Genomic DNA, 18,729 nt, shown 5'->3' with positions numbered 1-18,729 from the left:
GCCGCGTGGCGGAGCTGAGGCCGCGGCAAACGGGCGCTTCCGACCCTGTTTACATTGACAAAACCCGGTTCGGGCTTAGCTGGAGCGCTACGTTGTAAGGGGCGGGGCCGTCCCTTATAACCCGGCGACCGTCGGGGCCGGCGTTGGTGTACACTCAGCCTCTCGGAGGAGATCGATCGATGGCGTGGAAGAATCAGGGCGGAGGCCCGTGGGGTCAGGGTCCGAAGGGGCCCTGGGGCTCGGGACCGCAACCGGTCGGTCCAAGGCCGCCCGACCTGGAAGATCTTCTGCGGCGCGGCCAGGACCGGCTGCAGCAGTTCGTGCCGGGCGGCGGTTTCGGTACCGCGGGCGTGCTCCTGATCGTGCTCGGCGCCATCATCATCTGGCTCGCCTCCGGCATCTACCGCGTGCAGTCCGAGGAGCTCGGCGTCGTGCTGCGCTTCGGCAAATATGTCCGTGATGAGCAGCCGGGCCTGCGCTATCACCTGCCTTACCCGATCGAGACCGTGCTGCTGCCCAAGGCGCTGCGCGTCAACTCGATCTCGATTGGCATCACCGCCAATGACGATCCCGGCCGGCGCGGCCGCGGCGGTCGCGATGTCCCCGAGGAAAGCCTGATGCTGACCGGCGACGAGAACATCGTCGACGTCGACGTCACCGTGCTCTGGCGCATCAAGCCGAAGGGCGCGGCCGACTTCCTGTTCAACATCCAGAACCCCGAGGGCACCGTGAAGGCGGTGGCCGAGAGCGCGATGCGCGAGGTGATCGGCCGCTCCAACATCCAGCCGATCCTCACCGGTGCCCGCACCGTGATCGAGCAGAACGTGCAGGAACTGATGCAGAAGACGCTCGACAATTACGGCTCCGGAATCCAGATCACCCAGGTGCAGATGCAGAAGGTCGATCCGCCGGCCCAGGTGATCGAGGCATTCCGCGACGTCCAGGCGGCGCGTGCCGACCTCGAGCGTCTCCAGAACGAAGCCCAGACCTACGCCAACAAGGTGGTGCCGGATGCGCGCGGTCGCGCCGCGCAGATCCTGCAGGTCGCCGAGGGCTACAAGGAGCAGGCGATCGCCGAGGCCAAGGGCCAGAGCGCGCGCTTCCTCAAGGTCTATGACGAGTACAAGAAGGCGCCCGACGTGACCCGCGAACGGATCTATCTCGAGACCATGGAGCGCGTGCTCGGTGGCTCGGAGAAGCTCGTGCTCGACAGCGGCGCCACCGGCGGACCCGTGCCGCTGCTGCCGCTCGGCGATCTCTTGCCGCGCCGGCCGGCGCCGGCCGCTCAGCAGGGAGGCGTCCGATGAGGTCCCCCGTTGCAGGCATCGTCGCGCTCGTCGCCGTGCTCGTGCTCGTCGTCATCGGCTACAGCTCGCTGTTCACCGTGAACCAGACCGAGCAGGCGCTGGTGGTGCGGTTCGGCAAGCCGGTCGACGTCGTCACGGAGCCCGGTCTGAACTTCAAGGCACCGTTCATCGACAACGTGATCTCGATCGACAAGCGCATCCTCGACCTCGAGAACCCCTCGCAGGAGGTGATCGCGTTCGACCAGAAGCGGCTCGTGGTCGACGCCTTCGCGCGCTACAAGATCAAGAACGCGCTGCAGTTCTACCAAAGCGTCGGTTCGATCCAGACCGCCAACGTCCAGCTCGGCACGCTGCTGAACGCCGCGCTGCGCCGCGTGCTCGGCGAGGTCACCTTCACGCAAGTCGTGCGCGACGAGCGCGAGGCGCTGATGCGCAAGATCCGCGATCAGCTCGACAAGGAGGCCGACGCCTATGGCATCCAGGTGGTGGACGTCCGCATCCGCCGCGCCGACCTGCCGGAGGCCAACAGCCAGGCGGTGTACAACCGGATGAAGACCGAGCGGCAGCGCGAGGCCGAGGAGTTCCGGGCGCTCGGCGGCCAGAAGGCCCAGGAGATCAGGTCCAAGGCCGATCGCGAGGCCACCGTGATCGTCGCCGAGGCCAACTCGCAGGCGGAGCAGACCCGCGGCGCCGGCGATGCCGAACGCAACCGGCTGTTCGCCGAGGCCTACAGCAAGGACCGCGACTTCTTCGCTTTCTACCGCTCGATGGCGGCGTATGAGAACGGTCTGAAATCCGGCGACACCCGCTTCCTGCTGCGGCCCGATTCGGAGTTCTTCCGCTACTTCGCCAACCCCTCGGGGAAGCCGGCGGGGGAGACGCCGTCCACCGCCAACTCGACGGCGGCCGTCGCGGTGCCGGCGCCCAAGCCCTGATGGCGCCTGCCTCGATGCCGGGGCCGTTGATCGGGGCGAATAAGAGTTGACATGGAGGGGGCGAAGCCGTTGCTTCGCCCCGTTACATATCAAGAAGATCGAACGGGAGGTCCGGGTCCGATGAGGTCCATTGCGTTTTCCGATTTCCTCATCGGATTAGGTATCCTGTTCGTGCTCGAAGGCCTGTTGTTCGCGGCCAGTCCGGAGTGGATGCGGCGGGCCATGAAGACCGCGATGACCACGCCCGACAACGTGCTGCGCGCAGTCGGCATCGGCTCGGCGGTGGCCGGCTTGGTCCTGATCTGGGTGATCCGGCGGCCGATCTGAGCGGTGGATTGTCGTGCGTTTGCGTGCCCCGTCGCACAGGAACGAGGCGCGACCGCTGCAATGACGGTCTGCTGCCCGGCCAACGCCATTGTGAGGCGATGGCTGCGCCATTTTGCCGTATTAGGTCGCCCTCAATGATGAATCTGCGGTCCGATCCGGCGTGCTTGCGTCCCCCGCCGGTTCCGGCGCACTGTAACAGTTGAATTTGCCGACTTTTCTGGAGATCCGCCCGATGACCGCAACCCTTGCTTTCAGCCGTCGACTGCGCCCGATCCTGACCGCGGCGGTCCTTGCCGCGGGCTGGGCGCTCGCGCCGGCCCCGGCCTCGGCGCGGGGGCCGGAGGGGATCGCCGATGTCGCCGAAAAGGTGATCGACGCCGTCGTCAACATCTCGACCTCGCAAACTGTCGAGCCCAAGGGCGGCTCGTCCGAGGGGCGGAACGCCAATCCGCAGGTGCCGCCCGGCTCGCCGTTCGAGGAGTTCTTCGACGATTTCTTCAAGAACCGCCGCGGCGGTCCGGGCGGCCGCGGCGGTGCCGACAACTCGCCGCGCCGAACCAACTCGCTGGGCTCGGGCTTCATCGTCGACGACTCGGGCGTTGTCGTCACCAACAACCACGTCATTGCCGATGCCGATGAGATCAACGTGATCCTCAACGACGGCACCAAGATCAAGGCCGAGCTGGTCGGCGTCGACAAGAAGACCGACCTTGCGGTGCTCAAGTTCAAACCGCCGCGGCCGCTGACGGTGGTCAAGTTCGGCGACTCCGACAAGCTGCGGCTGGGTGACTGGGTGGTCGCGATCGGCAACCCGTTCAGCCTCGGCGGCACCGTCACCGCCGGCATCGTCTCGGCCAAGAACCGCGACATCTCGTCGGGTCCTTATGACAGCTACATCCAGACCGACGCCGCCATCAACCGCGGTAATTCCGGCGGCCCGCTGTTCAACCTCGAGGGCGAGGTCATCGGCGTCAACACGCTGATCATCTCGCCGTCGGGCGGCTCGATCGGCATCGGCTTCGCGGTGCCCTCGAAGACCGTGGCCGGCGTCGTCGACCAGTTGCGCCAGTTCGGCGAGCTGCGCCGCGGCTGGCTCGGCGTGCGCATCCAGGGCGTCACCGACGAGATCGCGGAGAGCCTCAACATCAAGCCGGCGCGCGGCGCGCTGGTCGCCGGCGTCGACGACAAGGGACCGGCCAAGCCGGCCGGCATCGAGCCGGGCGACGTCGTCGTCAAGTTCGACGGCCATGACATCAAGGAGCCGAAGGACCTGTCGCGCATCGTCGCCGACACCGCCGTCGGCAAGGAGGTCGACGTCATCGTCATCCGCAAGGGCCAGGAGCAGACGCTCAAGGTCAAGCTCGGCCGGCTCGAGGACACCGAGAAGGTGCAGCAGGCGGCGATCAAGAAGGACGAGCCGGCCGAGAAGCCGGTGACCCAGAAGGCGCTCGGGCTCGATCTCGCCGCGTTGTCGAAGGACCTGCGCGCCCGCTACAAGATCAAGGACAGCGTCAAGGGCGTCGTCGTCACCGGTGTTGACCAAGCCTCCGACGCCGCCGAGAAGCGGCTGTCGGCCGGCGACGTCATCGTCGAGGTCGCCCAGGAGGCGGTGACCTCGGGCGCCGATATCAAGAAGCGCGTCGACCAGCTCAAGAAGGACGGCAAGAAGTCGGTGCTGCTGCTCGTCTCCAACGCCGACGGCGAGCTGCGCTTCGTGGCGTTGAGCCTGCAGTAGGGCACGATGCAGTAGGGTGGGCAAAGGCGCGCCGCGATGTGCGCCTGCTAAGGCGCTCTGTCCCGCGCCGTGCCCACCATCCGGCTCCGAGCTCGCGGCACGGCGGTGGGCACGCTGCGCCTGCGGGCGCTGCTTTGCCCACCCTGCGGCAGCTCCACACTCCGCTGTCGTCCCGGCCTCGAGCCGGGACCATAGCCCCCAGGAAGCAGTTTGGGGCGGGCTAATCATTGGCTGTTTGCTCATCACGACGGCCGCGGCGTACGGATCCCGGATCGGCGCCCCGACGCGCTGGCGCGCGCCGTGGCTTGTCCGGGACGACGACGGTTCGCAAGGCGAATTCACGGCTCAAACAGCGATCGACAGAGCTTTGCAGTCTCGCGGCGCATCGCGCCCGAGGCCTGCGATCAGTTCGTCCCTCTCGAAATGCAGAGGGCGCAGGGAATGCCGGGTGAAGGCCTCACCCATGGCCCGCCTGCGAAAAAAATGCAGGCGGCAGGTACCACAGGCAAAGCCGATTCAACCGGCATTCCCTGCGCGACGGTCTTCACGCTTATACGCAGTCTCCCTGGTGCGCCGGGCTTGTTGGCCACCATTGTCCGCGCGGCGCTTTAGCGCCGTCGCGAACGTGACACCAGCATCGGGGTGTCAGGACGCTGCGACTTCACGTCCGCAAGCGATCGTTCGTCCGCGCCCTCGTGAGAAGACGCTGCGATCTCTCGCGGCCATCGCTCCCCGCCTCGCGTGTCGTGACGATCGCGCGCAACGCCCCTCCGCAGTGAGGCGGGATGCGCGGATACAATCATGAATTCCGGAAATGCGCAAGGTGATTATTTTTATCAGAAGTTGGTGGGTCGCCATCCGCGAACTCCCGGGAGCGCCGGCTCAGAGCGACCGCTGATTGACCCGCTGCGACAGCGCCTCGGCGCTTTCCTTGCGCTCGGAGTAGCGGTCGACCAGATAGTCGGCGCGGTCGCGCGTCAGCAGTGTGAACTTGACCAGCTCTTCCATCACGTCGACGAGGCGATCGTAATAGGGGGACGGCTTCATGCGGTCCGCGTCGTCGAACTCCGCGAAGGCCTTGGGCACCGAGGACTGGTTCGGAATGGTGATCAGGCGCATCCAGCGGCCGAGCACCCGAAGCTGATTGACCGCGTTGAACGACTGCGAGCCGCCAGAAACCTGCATCACCGCCAGCGTCTTGCCCTGCGTCGGCCGGACGGCGCCGAGCGACAGCGGGATCCAGTCGATCTGGGTCTTCATCACACCGGTCATCGCGCCGTGCCGCTCCGGCGAGCACCACACCATGCCTTCGCACCATGTCACGAGATCGCGCAGCTCGCGGACCTTCGGATGGTCCGGCTCGGCGTCGTCGACCAGCGGCAAGCCGCGCGGATCGAAAGTCCGTGTCTCCGCGCCGAAGCGCACGAGAATGCGCGCCGCTTCCTCGGTCAGCAGCCGGCTGAACGAGCGTTGCCGGAGCGATCCGTAGAGCAGCAGGATTCGCGGAGGGTGGGAGGAGAGCGCAGGCTCCAGCAGCTTCGCGCGGTCGATGGCACGGAATGAGGTTTCGTCCAATTGAGGCATCGTGTCAGACAACGCGGTATCCTCCGGCAAAATGATCGGCGTTGGCCGTCCTCGTTCGCGATACGCCGGTACAAGCGCTCAGAACGCGATGTCCGCAGCGACGGCTTCGATGCCGGCCTTCGCGCAGATGTCGTCGTTGTCGCCTCCGGGCGCGCCGGATACGCCGATCGCTCCGACCTGCTGGCCAGCGGCCTCTATTGGCATGCCGCCGCCGACCATGACAACGCCGGGAACGTTGACGATGGCCCGCTCCGCGGCGTCCGGTCGTGCCAGCCGGGCTGCGAGCGTGCTCGTCGCCTCGCGCCAGCTCGCGGCCGTCCTCGCCTTGCCCGTCGCGGCCTCAAGGGTATGCCAGCCGGCGAAACGGTCGCGCAGGGTGACCAGCGCGAGCCCCGACGGATCGCTCACGGTCACGGCAGCCTGCCAGCCGCGTTTGCGGCACTCCGCGAGCGCCGCCTGTGCCGCTTTGAGCGCCGTGTCCGGCGCGATGATGCGCCGCGTCCACGTCGGTTCGTCGGCGCGCGCAACGACAGCCGGGCCGAGCAGGAGGACCGCTGCGAGCAGCGGACGCAACGCCATCACGCCGACAGCCATTTCGCCATGTCCTCGGCCTTCGGCAGCCCGCCCGCGTGAACGACCTTGCCGTCGATCACCACGCCCGGCGTCGAGGCGACGCCGAACTGGGCGATGTCGGCGAAGTCCGTGATCTTTTCCAGCTCGATCTCGATGCCGAGCTTGCTTGCTTCAGAGGAGGCCATTGCTGCGGTCTGAACACAGCGCTTGCAGCCGGAGCCAAGAATCTTGACGTTCTTCATGGGGCTTGTCCTTTCATCAGAACAGGGCGTTGAAGAGATAGCCGACGGCGACGATGCCGGCGGCGACGACGCCCGCGAAGACAGCGATCAGCCGGAGCGTCAGCACCTTGCGCAGAATGAGCATCTCGGGAAACGAAAGCGCGATGACGCTCATCATGAAGGCGAGCACCGTTCCCAGCGCCGCACCCTTGCCGAGCAGCGCCTCGACGACCGGAATGATGCCCGCAGCGTTGGCGTACATCGGCACGCCGATCAGCACCACGGCCGGAACGGACCACCATTGGTCCTTGCCCATGATCGAGGCGAGCAGGTCGTTCGGGACATAGCCGTGAATGAATGCGCCCGCCGCGATGCCAATGATGATCCATGCCCAGACGCGGCCGACGATGTCGCGTACCGCGTCGATCCCGGCCCGGATCCGATCGGCGACGGTCTGTGAATTGGGCTGCAACTCCGCCTGTCCTGCGCGCACGTTGCGAACCCATTCCTCGAGCCAGCCTTCGAGATGCAGGCGTCCGATGATCCATCCCGCCACGATCGCGACCGCCAGGCCGAAGGCCAGATAGATCGCGGCGATCCTCCAGCCGACCAGCGCGAACAGCAGGCCGAGCGCGACCTCGTTCACCATTGGCGCCGCGATCAGGAACGAGAAGGTCACGCCGAGTGGGACGCCAGCCGAGACGAAGCCGACGAAGAGCGGCACCGCCGAGCACGAGCAGAAGGGAGTGAATACGCCGAGGATCGCAGCCGCGACATTGCCGAGGCCCTCGCGCTTGCCGGCGAGCAATGCGCGAGTTCGCTCGGCTGAAAAAAAGCTGCGTACGACGCCCATGCCGAACACGACCAGCGTCATCAGCATCAGGACCTTGGGCGCGTCGAACACGAAGAACCGCGCGGCTTCTTCCAGATGGCTGTCGCGGGACACCGGCAGCGACGATACCAGCCATGCCGAGAACGCTTCCAGCTGCCAGTAGACCGCGAACCACAATGCGACCGCAGCTGCCGTCGCGATGATCCAGATCACAGCCGATGCCGACCCGTCAGGATAGGTCGAAGCTTCGGTTTTCATGCTGCACTCCTGTTCGGCTCAGGCATGGCCGCCATGACGGCGTCGAGGATGGCGCGGCGATCGGGCGTCAGGTCAGGGCTCAGCCGATACCGGACCCACTGGGCGTCACGCCGGTCGATGACGAGACCGGCGGCCTTGAGGGCGGACATGTGCCGGCTCATGCGCGATGCGCTGGCTCGGAGCTGCCGCATGAGCTCGCAGACGCAGTGCTCGCCGCCGTCCCAAAGGATGCGCAGGGCGGCGAGACGAGTCGGCTCGGCCAGAGCGGCGAGCAGCGGGACGGGATCGAACATGGCGGCAATATATTCGTACTTTCGTATTTGCGCAATAGCGCATATAATGGTTATGGATGTGCGATTTGACCGGCAATCGGCGCGGCGCGTGGCGTCAGGCTGATAATGGCTGGTGATGCGTGGCCCGCGCGGCGACGCCCTGCGAGATCCCGGTTGCGAAATCGGGCGAGCTGGCTGGCGTCAGGTCAATTCACGCGCGGATGGTCTTGCCGCCGGCGGCCGGAATGTGACTGTGCGGCTGGGCTCGACGACGCGGCTGCCGCGCCGGGTACGGAGGCGGAGAGCGTTGGCGTCGAAGACCCAGTAGGTGCAGCGGGCCGGGCGTCTGGGCTGCCCGGCGTGGATGTCCGGGATCTTTACCACGCGCGGCGCCACGCGTTATCTCGAACAGGGAGCGCGGCCTCGCCCGGCGAGACGCGCGCTGCCTATCCGACGATGGGTTGCCCGCGTTGCCTAGTTGCGGACGCTGCCCACGGTGATCGGAGCGACGAGCGCAGCGCTGCGGTGGTGCTGGGTGAGCACGGCGAGCTGGTGCGGCGAGGCGGCGCTGTCGGCATTCACCGCAATGGTCTGCTGCGCGGCGGATGCACCGACGACGGAGAGCTGGTGCGGGGTGGCCGGCAGCGCACCGACTTCGTAGCTCGGCAGCTCGCCGGCAGCGGCGGCGCCGCTCAGCAGCGCGAGGGCAAGAAGAGAGCCGGGAATGATGTGCTTGATGGTCATCGGGAGGTCCTTCTGTGACGATGATCGATTGCATCACCTGCAACCGCTTTCGCTTCCTTGGACACTCCCTAGCGTTGTCAGCTTTATATGCGCTGCAGCATGATTTGACAATTCATGGATTGGTGATGCGGTTAAAATGGCAGTTCGCGTCCCGCCTTGATACGTAAGGCGAATGATCTGATTTGCGATCTGAAATGAGATTGGAATGGAGTTGCGTGCGAGTGCGCTGGATTGAAACAAAATCCTGATGATGCGCTGATCGAGAGCCGATGAAGGCAGGGATTTGGTAACGGCTTTGCTTGCGGCGGCGATTCGCACACGGCAATGCGATTGCGATCGTCGAGCGTTCGCAAAACCGCTGCCCTCGCAATGACGGCATGGCGGCTGCCCATCAACGCGTCCTCTCTCACAGCCAGGAGAGGGCGCTGTATTGCGCAAAGGCTCGCGCGGCTACTTGGCCTGCCGCGCGGCCGCAGTCTCGTCAGTCGACGAACTGATCGCGCGTGTAGCCCTGGGCATAGAGCAGGGCGGTGAGGTCGCCGTGGTCGATGCGGGCCGAGGCTGCGGCCGAGACCGCAGGCTTGGCGTGATAGGCGACGCCGAGACCGGCCGCCTCGATCATGCCGAGGTCGTTGGCGCCGTCGCCGACCGCCAGGGTGTCGATCTCGTCGAGATCGAACGCCTCGCGCAGCTCGATCAGGGTAGCGAGCTTGGCGTCGCGGCCGATGATCGGCTCGCGCACCTCGCCCGTGAGCTTGCCGCCATCGATGATGAGCTCGTTGGCGCGGTTCTCCTGGAAGCCGATCTTGGCCGCGATGGCGCTGGTGAACAGCGTGAAGCCGCCGGAGATCAGGCAGGTATAGGCGCCGTTGGCGCGCATGGTCATCACCAGATGACGGCCGCCCGGCGTCAGCTTGATGCGCTTGGTCAGGACTTCGTCGACGACGCTCACCGGCAGGTCCTTCAGCAATGCGACGCGTTCGCGCAACGCCGGCTCGAACGCGATCTCGCCGCGCATGGCGCGCTCGGTGATGGCGGCGACGCGCGGCTTCAGCCCGGCGAAATCGGCGAGTTCGTCGATGCATTCCTGCCCGATCATGGTGCTGTCCATGTCGGCGAGGAAAAGCTTCTTGCGCCTGACGGCTTCCGCCTGCACGACGATGTCGATCGGCATGTCGCCGCGCAGGTCGCGCAGGCGCGCCTCGAGCTTGTGGACCTCGCCGTCGTGGGCGAAGGGGATGTCGATCGCGACCTCGTCGAACAGCCAGCGCGGCGTGCCCGGCGAGGGCAGAACGGCCAGGAAGGCCTCCACGATCGTGGTATCAAGCGCGGGATCGGCGGGATTGCAGGTGAAGGTGGCGACGAGAGACATCAGGTGACTTTGCCAGGGATCAACAAAGCGCTGCTTATCGCAGGGCCGACCGCCAGCGGCAAGTCGGCGCTGGCGGTGGAACTTGCGCAAAAAGCGGGCGGGGTCGTCATCAACACCGATTCCATGCAGGTCTACCGCGATCTGAGGGTGCTGACGGCAAGGCCGACCTGCGACGAAGAGGCCACCGTGCCGCACCGGCTCTACGGCCATGTCGATGCCAGCGTGAACTACTCGGCCGGCCATTATGTCCGGGATGCCGCGGAGATCCTGGGCGAGGTGCAACGGGCCGGGCGGCTGCCGATCTTTATCGGTGGCACTGGCCTGTATTTCAAGGCGCTGACATCAGGGCTGTCCGCGGTGCCGCCCGTGCCGGATGAGGTGCGCGACGCGGTGCGTCTCAGGCTCGATCGCGACGGCGTCGAGGCCTTGCATGCCGAGCTGGCGCGACGCGATCCGGCGGCGGCCGCGCGGCTGAACGTCCGCGACCGCGCCCGCGTGGCCCGGGCGCTGGAGGTGATCGAGGCGACGGGTCGGCCATTGGCCGACTGGCATGCCGAGGCCACTCCGCCGCTGCTGCCGGAGGGCAGCTATCGGGCGCTGTTCATCGCTCCGGAGCGCGAGGCGCTGTATGCGCGGATCGATGTACGGTTCGATCTGATGCTGGAGCGCGGCGCGGTGCAGGAGGTCGAGCGGCTGGCCGCGCGCGGCCTCGATCCGCTGCTGCCGGCGATGAAGGCCCACGGCGTGCCGGCGCTGATCCGCTATATCAGAGGGGAGATCACGCGGGAGGAGGCGGCCGCCATCGGCAAGGCCGACACCCGCCATTATGCCAAGCGGCAGTTCACCTGGTTTCGGCACCAACTGCCGGAGTTCGAGTGGATGAGCCCGGAGGCGGCAAAGGGATGGGTCGTCAAACTCTAGCCGCATCGTCATTCCGGGACATCGCGAAGCGATGGGCCCGGAATCCATAACCACGATCGTGAGTATGGATTCCGGGCTCGCCCTCCGGGCGCCCCGGAATGACGACCTCGTTTGGAGATGGAGCCCGTACTCTCATCCAGCCTATTGCCTCGTTTCGGAGGCCAACCGCCAAATTACCGCTCGCCGAACGGAAAATTCCGCGTTAACATCGCAAAATCGCGCTGACGGGCCGGCTTTGCCTTGACATTGGGGCATCGCCGGCTATGTTTCGCGCAACCTTTGGGAAGCTCGCTCGGCATCATGCGCAACTTTATTTCCATCCTCCTTATCGCCGTCGTACCCAGGCGCACCGCCGGGGATGGCTAGCGGCCATCCAAATTCCGAGCGGTGCGCAGGGCCTTCCAGGGCCCTTTTTTATTGCCTGGAAGCCAGCGATCCGACCGAAACGACCCTGACCCAAGTGACCAAAACCGACTGACCAAAACCGACTGACCAAGACCGACTGACCAAGACCGACCAGCCGCTGACAGAAGCGATCCGGAGCCCACCATGACCGACAAGAGCCACGATCCGAACCAGATGACCGGCGCCGCGATGATCGTGCGCGCGCTCATCGACCACGGCGTGCAGCACCTCTTCGGCTATCCGGGCGGGGCGGTGCTTCCGATCTATGACGAGATTTTCCAGCAGAGCGAGGTCGAGCACATCCTGGTCCGCCACGAGCAGGGCGCCGGCCACGCCGCCGAAGGCTATGCGCGCTCGACCGGCAGGCCGGGCGTCGTGCTGGTCACCTCGGGCCCCGGCGCCACCAACATGGTGACGCCGCTGGCGGACGCGCTGATGGATTCGATCCCGCTGGTCTGCATCACCGGCCAGGTGCCGACGCATCTGATCGGCAACGACGCGTTCCAGGAATGCGACACGGTCGGCATCACCCGGCCCTGCACCAAGCACAACTGGCTGGTCCGCAACGTCAACGATCTCGCCAAGGTGCTGCACGAGGCGTTCTATGTCGCGACCACGGGCCGTCCGGGGCCGGTCGTCGTCGACGTGCCGAAGGACGTGCAGTTCGCGACCGGCACCTATCATCCGCCACGCAAGTCCGACGTCCACATCTCCTATTCGCCGCGCGTGAAGGGCGACGCGATGCAGATCCGCAAAGCCGTGGCGCTGCTGGCGGGCGCCAAGCGGCCGGTGATCTATTCCGGCGGCGGCGTCATCAATTCGGGGCCGGAGGCCTCGCGGCTGCTGCGCGAGCTGGTCGAGGTCACGGGCTTCCCGATCACCTCGACGCTGATGGGATTGGGCGCCTATCCGGCGTCGGGCACCAATTGGCTCGGCATGCTCGGCATGCACGGCACCTACGAGGCCAACATGGCGATGCATGATTGCGACGTCATGCTGTGCGTCGGCGCGCGCTTCGACGACCGCATCACCGGCCGCACCGACGCGTTCTCGCCGAACTCGAAGAAGATCCACATCGACATCGATCCGTCGTCGATCAACAAGAACATCCGCGTCGACGTGCCGATCATCGGCGATTGCGGCGACGTGCTCGCCGACATCCTGCAGGTGTTCAGGGCCGAGGCGAAGAAGCCCGACATCAAGTCGTGGTGGCAGGAGATCGCCGTCTGGCGCGCGCGCAACTCGCTGGCCTACCGGCCGAACCGCGACGTCATCATGCCGCAATATGCGATCCAGCGGCTGTTCGAGCTGACGCGCGGCCGCGACACCTACATCACGACCGAGGTCGGCCAGCACCAGATGTGGGCGGCGCAGTTCTACGGCTTCGAGGAACCGCACCGCTGGATGACCTCGGGCGGTCTCGGCACCATGGGCTACGGCCTGCCGGCCGCGATCGGTGTCCAGGTCGCCCATCCAGACAGCCTCGTCATCGACATCGGCGGCGACGCCTCGGTGCAGATGACGATGCAGGAGATGTCGACGGCCGTGCAGTACGAGCTGCCGGTCAAGATCTTCATCCTCAACAACCAGTACATGGGCATGGTGCGGCAGTGGCAGCAGCTGCTGCACGGCAACCGCCTGTCGCACTCCTACTCGGAGGCGCTGCCGGATTTCGTCAAGCTCGCCGAGGCCTATGGCGGCGTCGGATTGCAGGTGAGCAAGCCCGGCGATCTCGACGGCGCGATCAAGGAGATGATCTCGGTCAAGAAGCCGGTGCTGTTCGACTGCCGCGTCGCGGCGCTCGAAAACTGCTTCCCGATGATCCCGTCGGGCAAGGCGCATAACGAGATGATCCTGCCGGCGGAGGCGAGCGATCCGGCCGCGGCGTTCGCGGGCGGCAAGGCGCTGGTGTGAGTCTGATAGGTTTGATGGTGCGGTGATGGCACGCGCGTCCGGCAGTCTCTCTCTTAACCTCTCCCCGCTTGCGGGGAGAGGTCGACGCGCAGCGTCGGGTGAGGGGGACTCCCCACGCAGTCGGACTCGCGGAGAATCCCCCTCTCCCCGCAAGCGGGGCGAGGGAGCTCATCTGCTTGCGCGGCCGCATTGTGCCCATGCGTCAGGGAGTTCTCATGTTCACCCTCGCTGAGCTCGAAGCCGCCCACGCCATCGTCGGCGCCGCGGTGCCGGCGACGCCGGCGCATGCGTGGCCGTTGCTGGCGCAGCGGCTGGGGACCGGGGTCGTCGTGAAGCACGAGAACCACACGCCGGCCGGCGCCTTCAAGGTGCGCGGCGGGCTGGTCTATGTCGACAACCTCAAGCGCACGCGGCCGGATGTCCGCGGCCTGATCACCGCGACGCGCGGCAATCATGGCCAGAGCGTCGCGTTTGCCGGCCGTCGCAACGGCCTGCCGGTGACGATCTACGTGCCGCGTGGCAACTCGGTCGAGAAGAACCGCGCGATGGCGGCGTTCGGCGCCGAGCTGATCGAGCACGGCAGCGACTTCCAGGAGGCGCGCGAGGAGGCCGGCCGCCATGCGGCGCGCGACGGCCTGCACATGGTGCCGTCGTTCCATCGCGATCTCGTGCGCGGCGTCGCGACCTACGCGCTGGAGCTGTTCCGCACGGCGCCCGACCTCGATGTGCTCTACGTCTCGATCGGGCAGGGCTCCGGCATCTGCGGCTGCATCCTTGCGCGCGATCTCTTGGGTTTGAAGACCGAGATCGTCGGCGTGCAGTCGACCGAGGCGCCGTCCTACGCGCTGTCGTTCGCTGCGCGGACGGTGGTGACGACCAACAGCGCCGACACCCACGCCGATGGTCTCGCGACGCGCAGCCCGGATGCGGATGCGCTCGCCATCATCCTGAAAGGCGCCTCGCGCATCGTGCAGGTCGGCGACGCCGAGATCGCCGAGGCCGTGCGCATTCTCTGGACCGACACCCACAATCTCGCCGAAGGTGCCGGCGCGGCACCGCTTGCGGCGGCCTTGCAGGAAAAGGGCAGGCTCGCCGGCAAGCGCGTCGGCCTGGTGCTCACGGGCGGCAACATCGATCTCGACCTGTTCAGGCGCTGGGTGCTGCCGGCGGCCACGCATGCCGAAGCGGGGGCCGCATGAGGAGCTCGCAACTCGCCACAAACACCGCTGTCATGCCCGGGCTTGACCCGCCTGCGCGGCCGAAGCCGCTTCGGCGCGGCGAAGGCCCGGGCATCCACGAACCGCGCGCTCGACGCTCGACGTGGAGGGCCGGGAGCGCAGACAAGTTTACGCAGTCTGCGCAAGGCAGACTGCTATGCCCGGCCATGACGGTTGAATTATCACGGGGACACCAATGAACCAGCCAGCGTCAGCCTATTTCCTCGAAGACCGTCACGATCCGAACGAGACGCACACGCTGGCGGTGCTGGTGCAGAACGAGCCGGGCGTGCTCGCGCGCGTCATCGGCCTGTTCTCGGGCCGCGGCTACAACATCGAGAGCCTCACCGTCTCCGAGACCGAGAGCCAGAAGCACCTCTCGCGCATCACCATCGTCACCACCGGCACGCCGATGGTGATCCAGCAGATCAAGCACCAGCTCGACCGCATGATCCCGGTCTACCGCGTCGTCGACATGACGCTGACCAAGCGCGCGATCGAGCGCGAACTCGCGATGGTCAAGGTGCGCGGCACCGGCGAGCCGCGCGTCGAGGCGCTGCGGCTGGCGGATGCGTTCCGCGCCCGGGTGATCGACGCCACGACGGAAAGCTTCGTGTTCGAGATCACAGGCAATACCGACAAGATCACGCAATTCATCGATCTGATGCGTCCGCTCGGCCTGGTGGAAGTCGCCAGGACCGGCATTGCGGCGATCGGGCGGGGATCGGAAGGGATGTGAGTCATGCTGGCGCGCGACTGGTACTACAACGAACGCAACCGGATCGGGCTCGATCATGCCGTCGCCTCGATCTACGGCTCGGGCGATGATGCCGACGAGCGCGCGCGCGCTGCTCTGAAGATGCTCGGCGTCAAGCCGGGCTGGCGGGTGGCGGACATCGGCTGCGGCAACGGCGTGCTGGCGACCGAGGCGGCGCTGCTGGGGGCCGTCGTCGACGCCATCGACATCTCGCCGGCGATGCTGGCGCTGACCCGGATCTACACCCGCGACCGCCGTACCGCGGTGCGGATGCATTCGGCGGGGCTGCTGTCGTTCGCCTATGAGCCGAACTCGTATGACCTGATCGCCAGCGAGTTCACGCTGCATCATCTGCCGGACTTCTGGAAGGCGGTGGCGCTGGCGCGCATCTTCGCGGCGCTGAAGCCGGGCGCGCAGTTCTTCCTGCGCGACATCGTCTATGTCAGCATGCCCGACGGTGTCGAGCGCTCGGTCGAGCAGTGGGCGGATTTCAACATCAAGAACCACGACCTCGCCCGCGACAGCGTCATCACCCACATGCGCGACGAGAACTCGACCTTCGCCTGGGTGATGGAGCGCATGCTGGCCGAGGTCGGCTTCGTCACGGTCTCCGCTGACTACCATGCGCCGATGCACGCCACCTACGTGCTGCAGAAGCCGGCGGGGCAGGGCTAGGCGCTGATGTTCTTGTACGACGGTGAGGTGGCCACGCTGCCACCCTCCCCTGGAGGGGGAGGGTCGATCGCGCATGCAATGCGCGATCGGGGTGGGGTGGGCCGCCGCAAAAGCTCGCGCGTGGAGAGATCACCCCACCCCGCCTCACATCGTTGCTTCGCACGATGTGAGGCGACCCTCCCCCTCCAGGGGAGGTTGAAAAGTCGTCGTGTGGCAGGAGCTCATTAGATGTCCCAGCAGCTCCTCATCGCCTTTGTCACCTTCGCCTTCGTGATGGCGTTCACGCCCGGGCCGAACAACATCATGCTGCTGTCGTCGGGCGTGACCCATGGCTTCCGCCGCACGGTGCCGCACATGATGGGCGTCAGCTTCGGCTTCGCCTTCATGGTCGGCGCGGTCGGCTTCGGCCTCGCGACGGTGTTCATCCGCTATCCCCTGCTGCAGGACGTGCTGAAATACCTCGGCGCGGCCTATCTGATCTACCTCGCGGTCGCCATCGCCTTGTCAGGGTCGGCCGAGCCTGACGACGCCAAGCCGCGCGGTCCGATGTCGTTCTGGGGCGCGGCGCTGTTCCAATGGGTCAACGCCAAGGGCTGGGTGATGGTGATCAGCACCATCACCGCCTATGCCGCGATCGCCAGCTTTCCGGCCAACGTGGCGCTGCAGGTCGCGATCAGCTTCGTGATGGCGGTCGCCTCGACCATCACCTGGACCTTATTCGGCACCGCGCTGCGGCCGCTGCTCAGCTCCGAGCGCGCGGTCCGCGCCTTCAACATCCTGATGGCGGTGCTGCTCCTGGCCTCGCTCTATCCCGTGTTCATGGACGCATGAGGGAGACTGCCGCCATGCGAGATCGGGGTTTCCAAGCAGGGCCAAAATGCTCTAGACACGGGCCGGATTTCGTCCGGGCGCAGCCGCCCGTGCCTCACCCAAGCGTCTGACTTTCCAGCCAATTCCGGCCATCTCAAAGAGGAAACGACAATGCGTGTCTACTACGATCGCGACGCCGATCTGAACCTGATCAAGGGCAAGAAGGTCGTCATCGTCGGCTATGGCAGCCAGGGCCACGCCCACGCGCTCAACCTGAAGGATTCCGGCGTCAAGGACGTCGCGATCGCGCTGCGCAAGGGCTCGGCCTCCGCCAAGAAGGCCGAAGGCGCCGGCTTCAAGGTGATGGAAGTCGCCGAGGCCGCGAAGTGGGCCGACCTCGTGATGATGCTGACCCCGGACGAGCTGCAGGGCGACATCTACCGCGAGCACCTGCACGACAACATGAAGCAGGGCGCCGCGCTGGTGTTCGCGCACGGCCTCAACGTCCACTTCAACCTGCTCGATCCGCGCGCCGATCTCGACGTGCTGATGATCGCGCCGAAGGGCCCCGGCCATACCGTCCGCTCGGAGTACCAGCGCGGCGGCGGCGTGCCCTGCCTGATCGCGATCGCCAAGGACTCCTCGGGCAATGCCCATGACCTCGGCCTGTCCTACGCCTCGGCGATCGGCGGCGGCCGCGCCGGCATCATCGAGACGACGTTCAAGGAAGAGTGCGAGACCGACCTGTTCGGCGAGCAGGCGGTACTGTGCGGCGGCCTGGTCGAGCTGATCAAGGCCGGCTACGAGACGCTGACCGAGGCCGGCTACGCGCCGGAGATGGCCTATTTCGAGTGCCTCCACGAGGTGAAGCTGATCGTCGACCTGATCTATGAAGGCGGCATCGCCAACATGAACTACTCGATCTCCAACACCGCCGAATACGGCGAGTACGTCACCGGCCCGCGCATCATCACGCCGGAAACCAAGGCCGAGATGAAGCGCGTGCTCGACGACATCCAGTCAGGCCGCTTCGCGCGCGACTGGATGCTGGAGAACAAGGTCAACCAGACCTCGTTCAAGGCGACCCGCGCCAAGCTTGCCCAGCACCCGATCGAGGAAGTCGGCGCCCGCCTGCGCGACATGATGCCCTGGATCAAGAAGGGCGCGCTGGTCGACAAGAGCAAGAACTGAGGTCTTGCGGCGAAACCGAGAAATGAAAACGGCGGGCAGAGGCCCGCCGTTTCTGTTTGGGGTCGTTGAAGGCCCGCCGGCGCGTTCAGGACGCCGCGCGGCGCGACGCCACCGGCGTCAGCAGGCGGACGATCTCGCTGACGGCGACGAGGCCGACGAGCCAGGCGGCGCTGGTCAGGCCGAGGCGGGCGACGATCGGGAGCGCGAAGCTCGCAGCGCCGCCGAGTGCGGGCGTGGCGGCCAGCAGCACCAGCTCATAGGCGGCGTAGGCACTGGGGAGCGCGACGGCAAGCGCGACCGTCGCTGGTGCTGTGCGCAAGGTCGCCAGGGCCATGCGGGCCACAACGGTGGCGCTGAGCGCCGCGACGCCGATCATGGCGCCCCAGGCCAGCGTGTTGGCATCGACCGGATAGTGCAGCGCGCCGAAGCCGATGCCCTGGTTGACCAGCCAGGCGCCGAGCATCACCGGCAGCGCCGCGCGCAGCGGCAGCATGGCGGCGGCGATCACGGCGAAGGCCGCAAACGGCGTCGCGCAGGCGAACACGAAGCTCGCCAGCGCGCAGGCCCCTGTCAGCAGCGCGAAGCAGAACGCAGCGGCATGCCGTTGCGGAACGGGCGCGAGGCGAGCTTCGGAACCAGACCGGGCGAGGACGTCGAGAGTCATGGAACATCTCCTTCT

Annotated in this window: 19 protein-coding genes; 11 read left to right on the top strand and 8 right to left on the bottom strand. The window is 66.5% G+C overall.

What is annotated here, in order from left to right; genetic code table 11:
- Positions 1-179: 179 nt before the first annotated feature.
- The 4 genes from hflK to ACQR03_RS18465 all read left to right on the top strand — a co-directional run bounded on the left by hflK (position 180) and on the right by ACQR03_RS18465 (position 4,304).
- Complete coding sequence (hflK, locus tag ACQR03_RS18480) at positions 180-1,307, top strand: FtsH protease activity modulator HflK (protein WP_315713361.1); 1,128 nt, start codon at positions 180-182, stop codon at positions 1,305-1,307.
- Positions 1,304-2,242 carry a protease modulator HflC gene (gene hflC / locus ACQR03_RS18475; RefSeq protein WP_315713360.1) on the top strand — a complete coding sequence of 313 codons (939 nt, stop codon included), beginning with the start codon at positions 1,304-1,306 and terminating at the stop codon, positions 2,240-2,242. Before hflK ends, hflC begins: the two co-directional genes overlap by 4 nt.
- Before the next feature lie 120 nt (positions 2,243-2,362).
- Positions 2,363-2,569 carry a DUF2065 domain-containing protein gene (locus tag ACQR03_RS18470; RefSeq protein ID WP_315713359.1) on the top strand — a complete coding sequence of 69 codons (207 nt, stop codon included), beginning with the start codon at positions 2,363-2,365 and terminating at the stop codon, positions 2,567-2,569.
- 232 nt (positions 2,570-2,801) lie between these two features.
- Positions 2,802-4,304 (top strand): Do family serine endopeptidase, encoded by a 1,503-nt coding sequence (locus tag ACQR03_RS18465; protein ID WP_315752480.1) that lies wholly within the window; start codon positions 2,802-2,804, stop codon positions 4,302-4,304.
- A gap of 882 nt (positions 4,305-5,186) precedes the next feature.
- Here the strand turns inward: ACQR03_RS18465 and arsH are convergent.
- From arsH to serB, 7 genes are all read right to left on the bottom strand, one after another.
- Positions 5,187-5,888, bottom strand: a complete 702-nt coding sequence (arsH, locus tag ACQR03_RS18460; RefSeq protein ID WP_315752894.1) for an arsenical resistance protein ArsH — start codon at positions 5,886-5,888, stop codon at positions 5,187-5,189.
- A 78-nt stretch (positions 5,889-5,966) separates the two neighbouring features.
- On the bottom strand, positions 5,967-6,482 hold the full coding sequence (locus ACQR03_RS18455; protein ID WP_315752734.1) for a GlcG/HbpS family heme-binding protein: 516 nt from the start codon (positions 6,480-6,482) through the stop codon (positions 5,967-5,969).
- Positions 6,467-6,703, bottom strand: a complete 237-nt coding sequence (locus tag ACQR03_RS18450; RefSeq protein WP_315752735.1) for a thioredoxin family protein — start codon at positions 6,701-6,703, stop codon at positions 6,467-6,469. Before ACQR03_RS18450 ends, ACQR03_RS18455 begins: the two co-directional genes overlap by 16 nt.
- Positions 6,704-6,719: 16 nt before the next feature.
- Positions 6,720-7,772 (bottom strand): permease, encoded by a 1,053-nt coding sequence (locus tag ACQR03_RS18445; RefSeq protein ID WP_315752736.1) that lies wholly within the window; start codon positions 7,770-7,772, stop codon positions 6,720-6,722.
- Complete coding sequence (locus ACQR03_RS18440) at positions 7,769-8,065, bottom strand: ArsR/SmtB family transcription factor (RefSeq protein ID WP_315752737.1); 297 nt, start codon at positions 8,063-8,065, stop codon at positions 7,769-7,771. Before ACQR03_RS18440 ends, ACQR03_RS18445 begins: the two co-directional genes overlap by 4 nt.
- Before the next feature lie 453 nt (positions 8,066-8,518).
- On the bottom strand, positions 8,519-8,788 hold the full coding sequence (locus ACQR03_RS18435; protein WP_315752738.1) for a hypothetical protein: 270 nt from the start codon (positions 8,786-8,788) through the stop codon (positions 8,519-8,521).
- Positions 8,789-9,269: 481 nt separating this feature from the next.
- Positions 9,270-10,160, bottom strand: a complete 891-nt coding sequence (serB, locus tag ACQR03_RS18430; RefSeq protein ID WP_434925366.1) for a phosphoserine phosphatase SerB — start codon at positions 10,158-10,160, stop codon at positions 9,270-9,272.
- 3 nt (positions 10,161-10,163) lie between these two features.
- On the opposite strand from serB, the gene miaA reads away from it, so the two are divergent.
- The 7 genes from miaA to ilvC all read left to right on the top strand — a co-directional run bounded on the left by miaA (position 10,164) and on the right by ilvC (position 18,050).
- Positions 10,164-11,081: a tRNA (adenosine(37)-N6)-dimethylallyltransferase MiaA gene (gene miaA / locus ACQR03_RS18425; protein WP_315752740.1), complete on the top strand. Its 918-nt coding sequence runs from the start codon at positions 10,164-10,166 to the stop codon at positions 11,079-11,081.
- 549 nt (positions 11,082-11,630) lie between these two features.
- Complete coding sequence (locus ACQR03_RS18420; RefSeq protein ID WP_316201756.1) at positions 11,631-13,400, top strand: acetolactate synthase 3 large subunit; 1,770 nt, start codon at positions 11,631-11,633, stop codon at positions 13,398-13,400.
- 215 nt (positions 13,401-13,615) lie between these two features.
- The gene (locus tag ACQR03_RS18415; protein ID WP_316201757.1) at positions 13,616-14,599 is read left to right on the top strand and encodes a threonine dehydratase; all 984 of its coding nucleotides are present in this window, start codon (positions 13,616-13,618) and stop codon (positions 14,597-14,599) included.
- A gap of 214 nt (positions 14,600-14,813) precedes the next feature.
- Positions 14,814-15,356 (top strand): acetolactate synthase small subunit, encoded by a 543-nt coding sequence (ilvN, locus tag ACQR03_RS18410; RefSeq protein ID WP_315713345.1) that lies wholly within the window; start codon positions 14,814-14,816, stop codon positions 15,354-15,356.
- Positions 15,357-15,359: 3 nt separating this feature from the next.
- Positions 15,360-16,049: a class I SAM-dependent methyltransferase gene (locus ACQR03_RS18405; RefSeq protein WP_316192847.1), complete on the top strand. Its 690-nt coding sequence runs from the start codon at positions 15,360-15,362 to the stop codon at positions 16,047-16,049.
- A gap of 228 nt (positions 16,050-16,277) precedes the next feature.
- Complete coding sequence (locus ACQR03_RS18400; protein WP_315713343.1) at positions 16,278-16,880, top strand: LysE family translocator; 603 nt, start codon at positions 16,278-16,280, stop codon at positions 16,878-16,880.
- A 150-nt stretch (positions 16,881-17,030) separates the two neighbouring features.
- Entirely contained in the window at positions 17,031-18,050 is a 1,020-nt protein-coding gene (gene ilvC / locus ACQR03_RS18395) for a ketol-acid reductoisomerase (RefSeq protein ID WP_315713342.1), read from the top strand.
- 85 nt (positions 18,051-18,135) lie between these two features.
- On the opposite strand, the gene ACQR03_RS18390 is transcribed toward ilvC, so the two are convergent.
- Positions 18,136-18,714: a hypothetical protein gene (locus tag ACQR03_RS18390; RefSeq protein WP_434841414.1), complete on the bottom strand. Its 579-nt coding sequence runs from the start codon at positions 18,712-18,714 to the stop codon at positions 18,136-18,138.
- Positions 18,715-18,729: the final 15 nt, after the last annotated feature.

The organism is Bradyrhizobium sp. HKCCYLS3070 (genome assembly GCF_051167575.1).
GTDB lineage: Bacteria > Pseudomonadota > Alphaproteobacteria > Rhizobiales > Xanthobacteraceae > Bradyrhizobium.
This window is presented reverse-complemented; position numbering and strand designations above follow the sequence as displayed.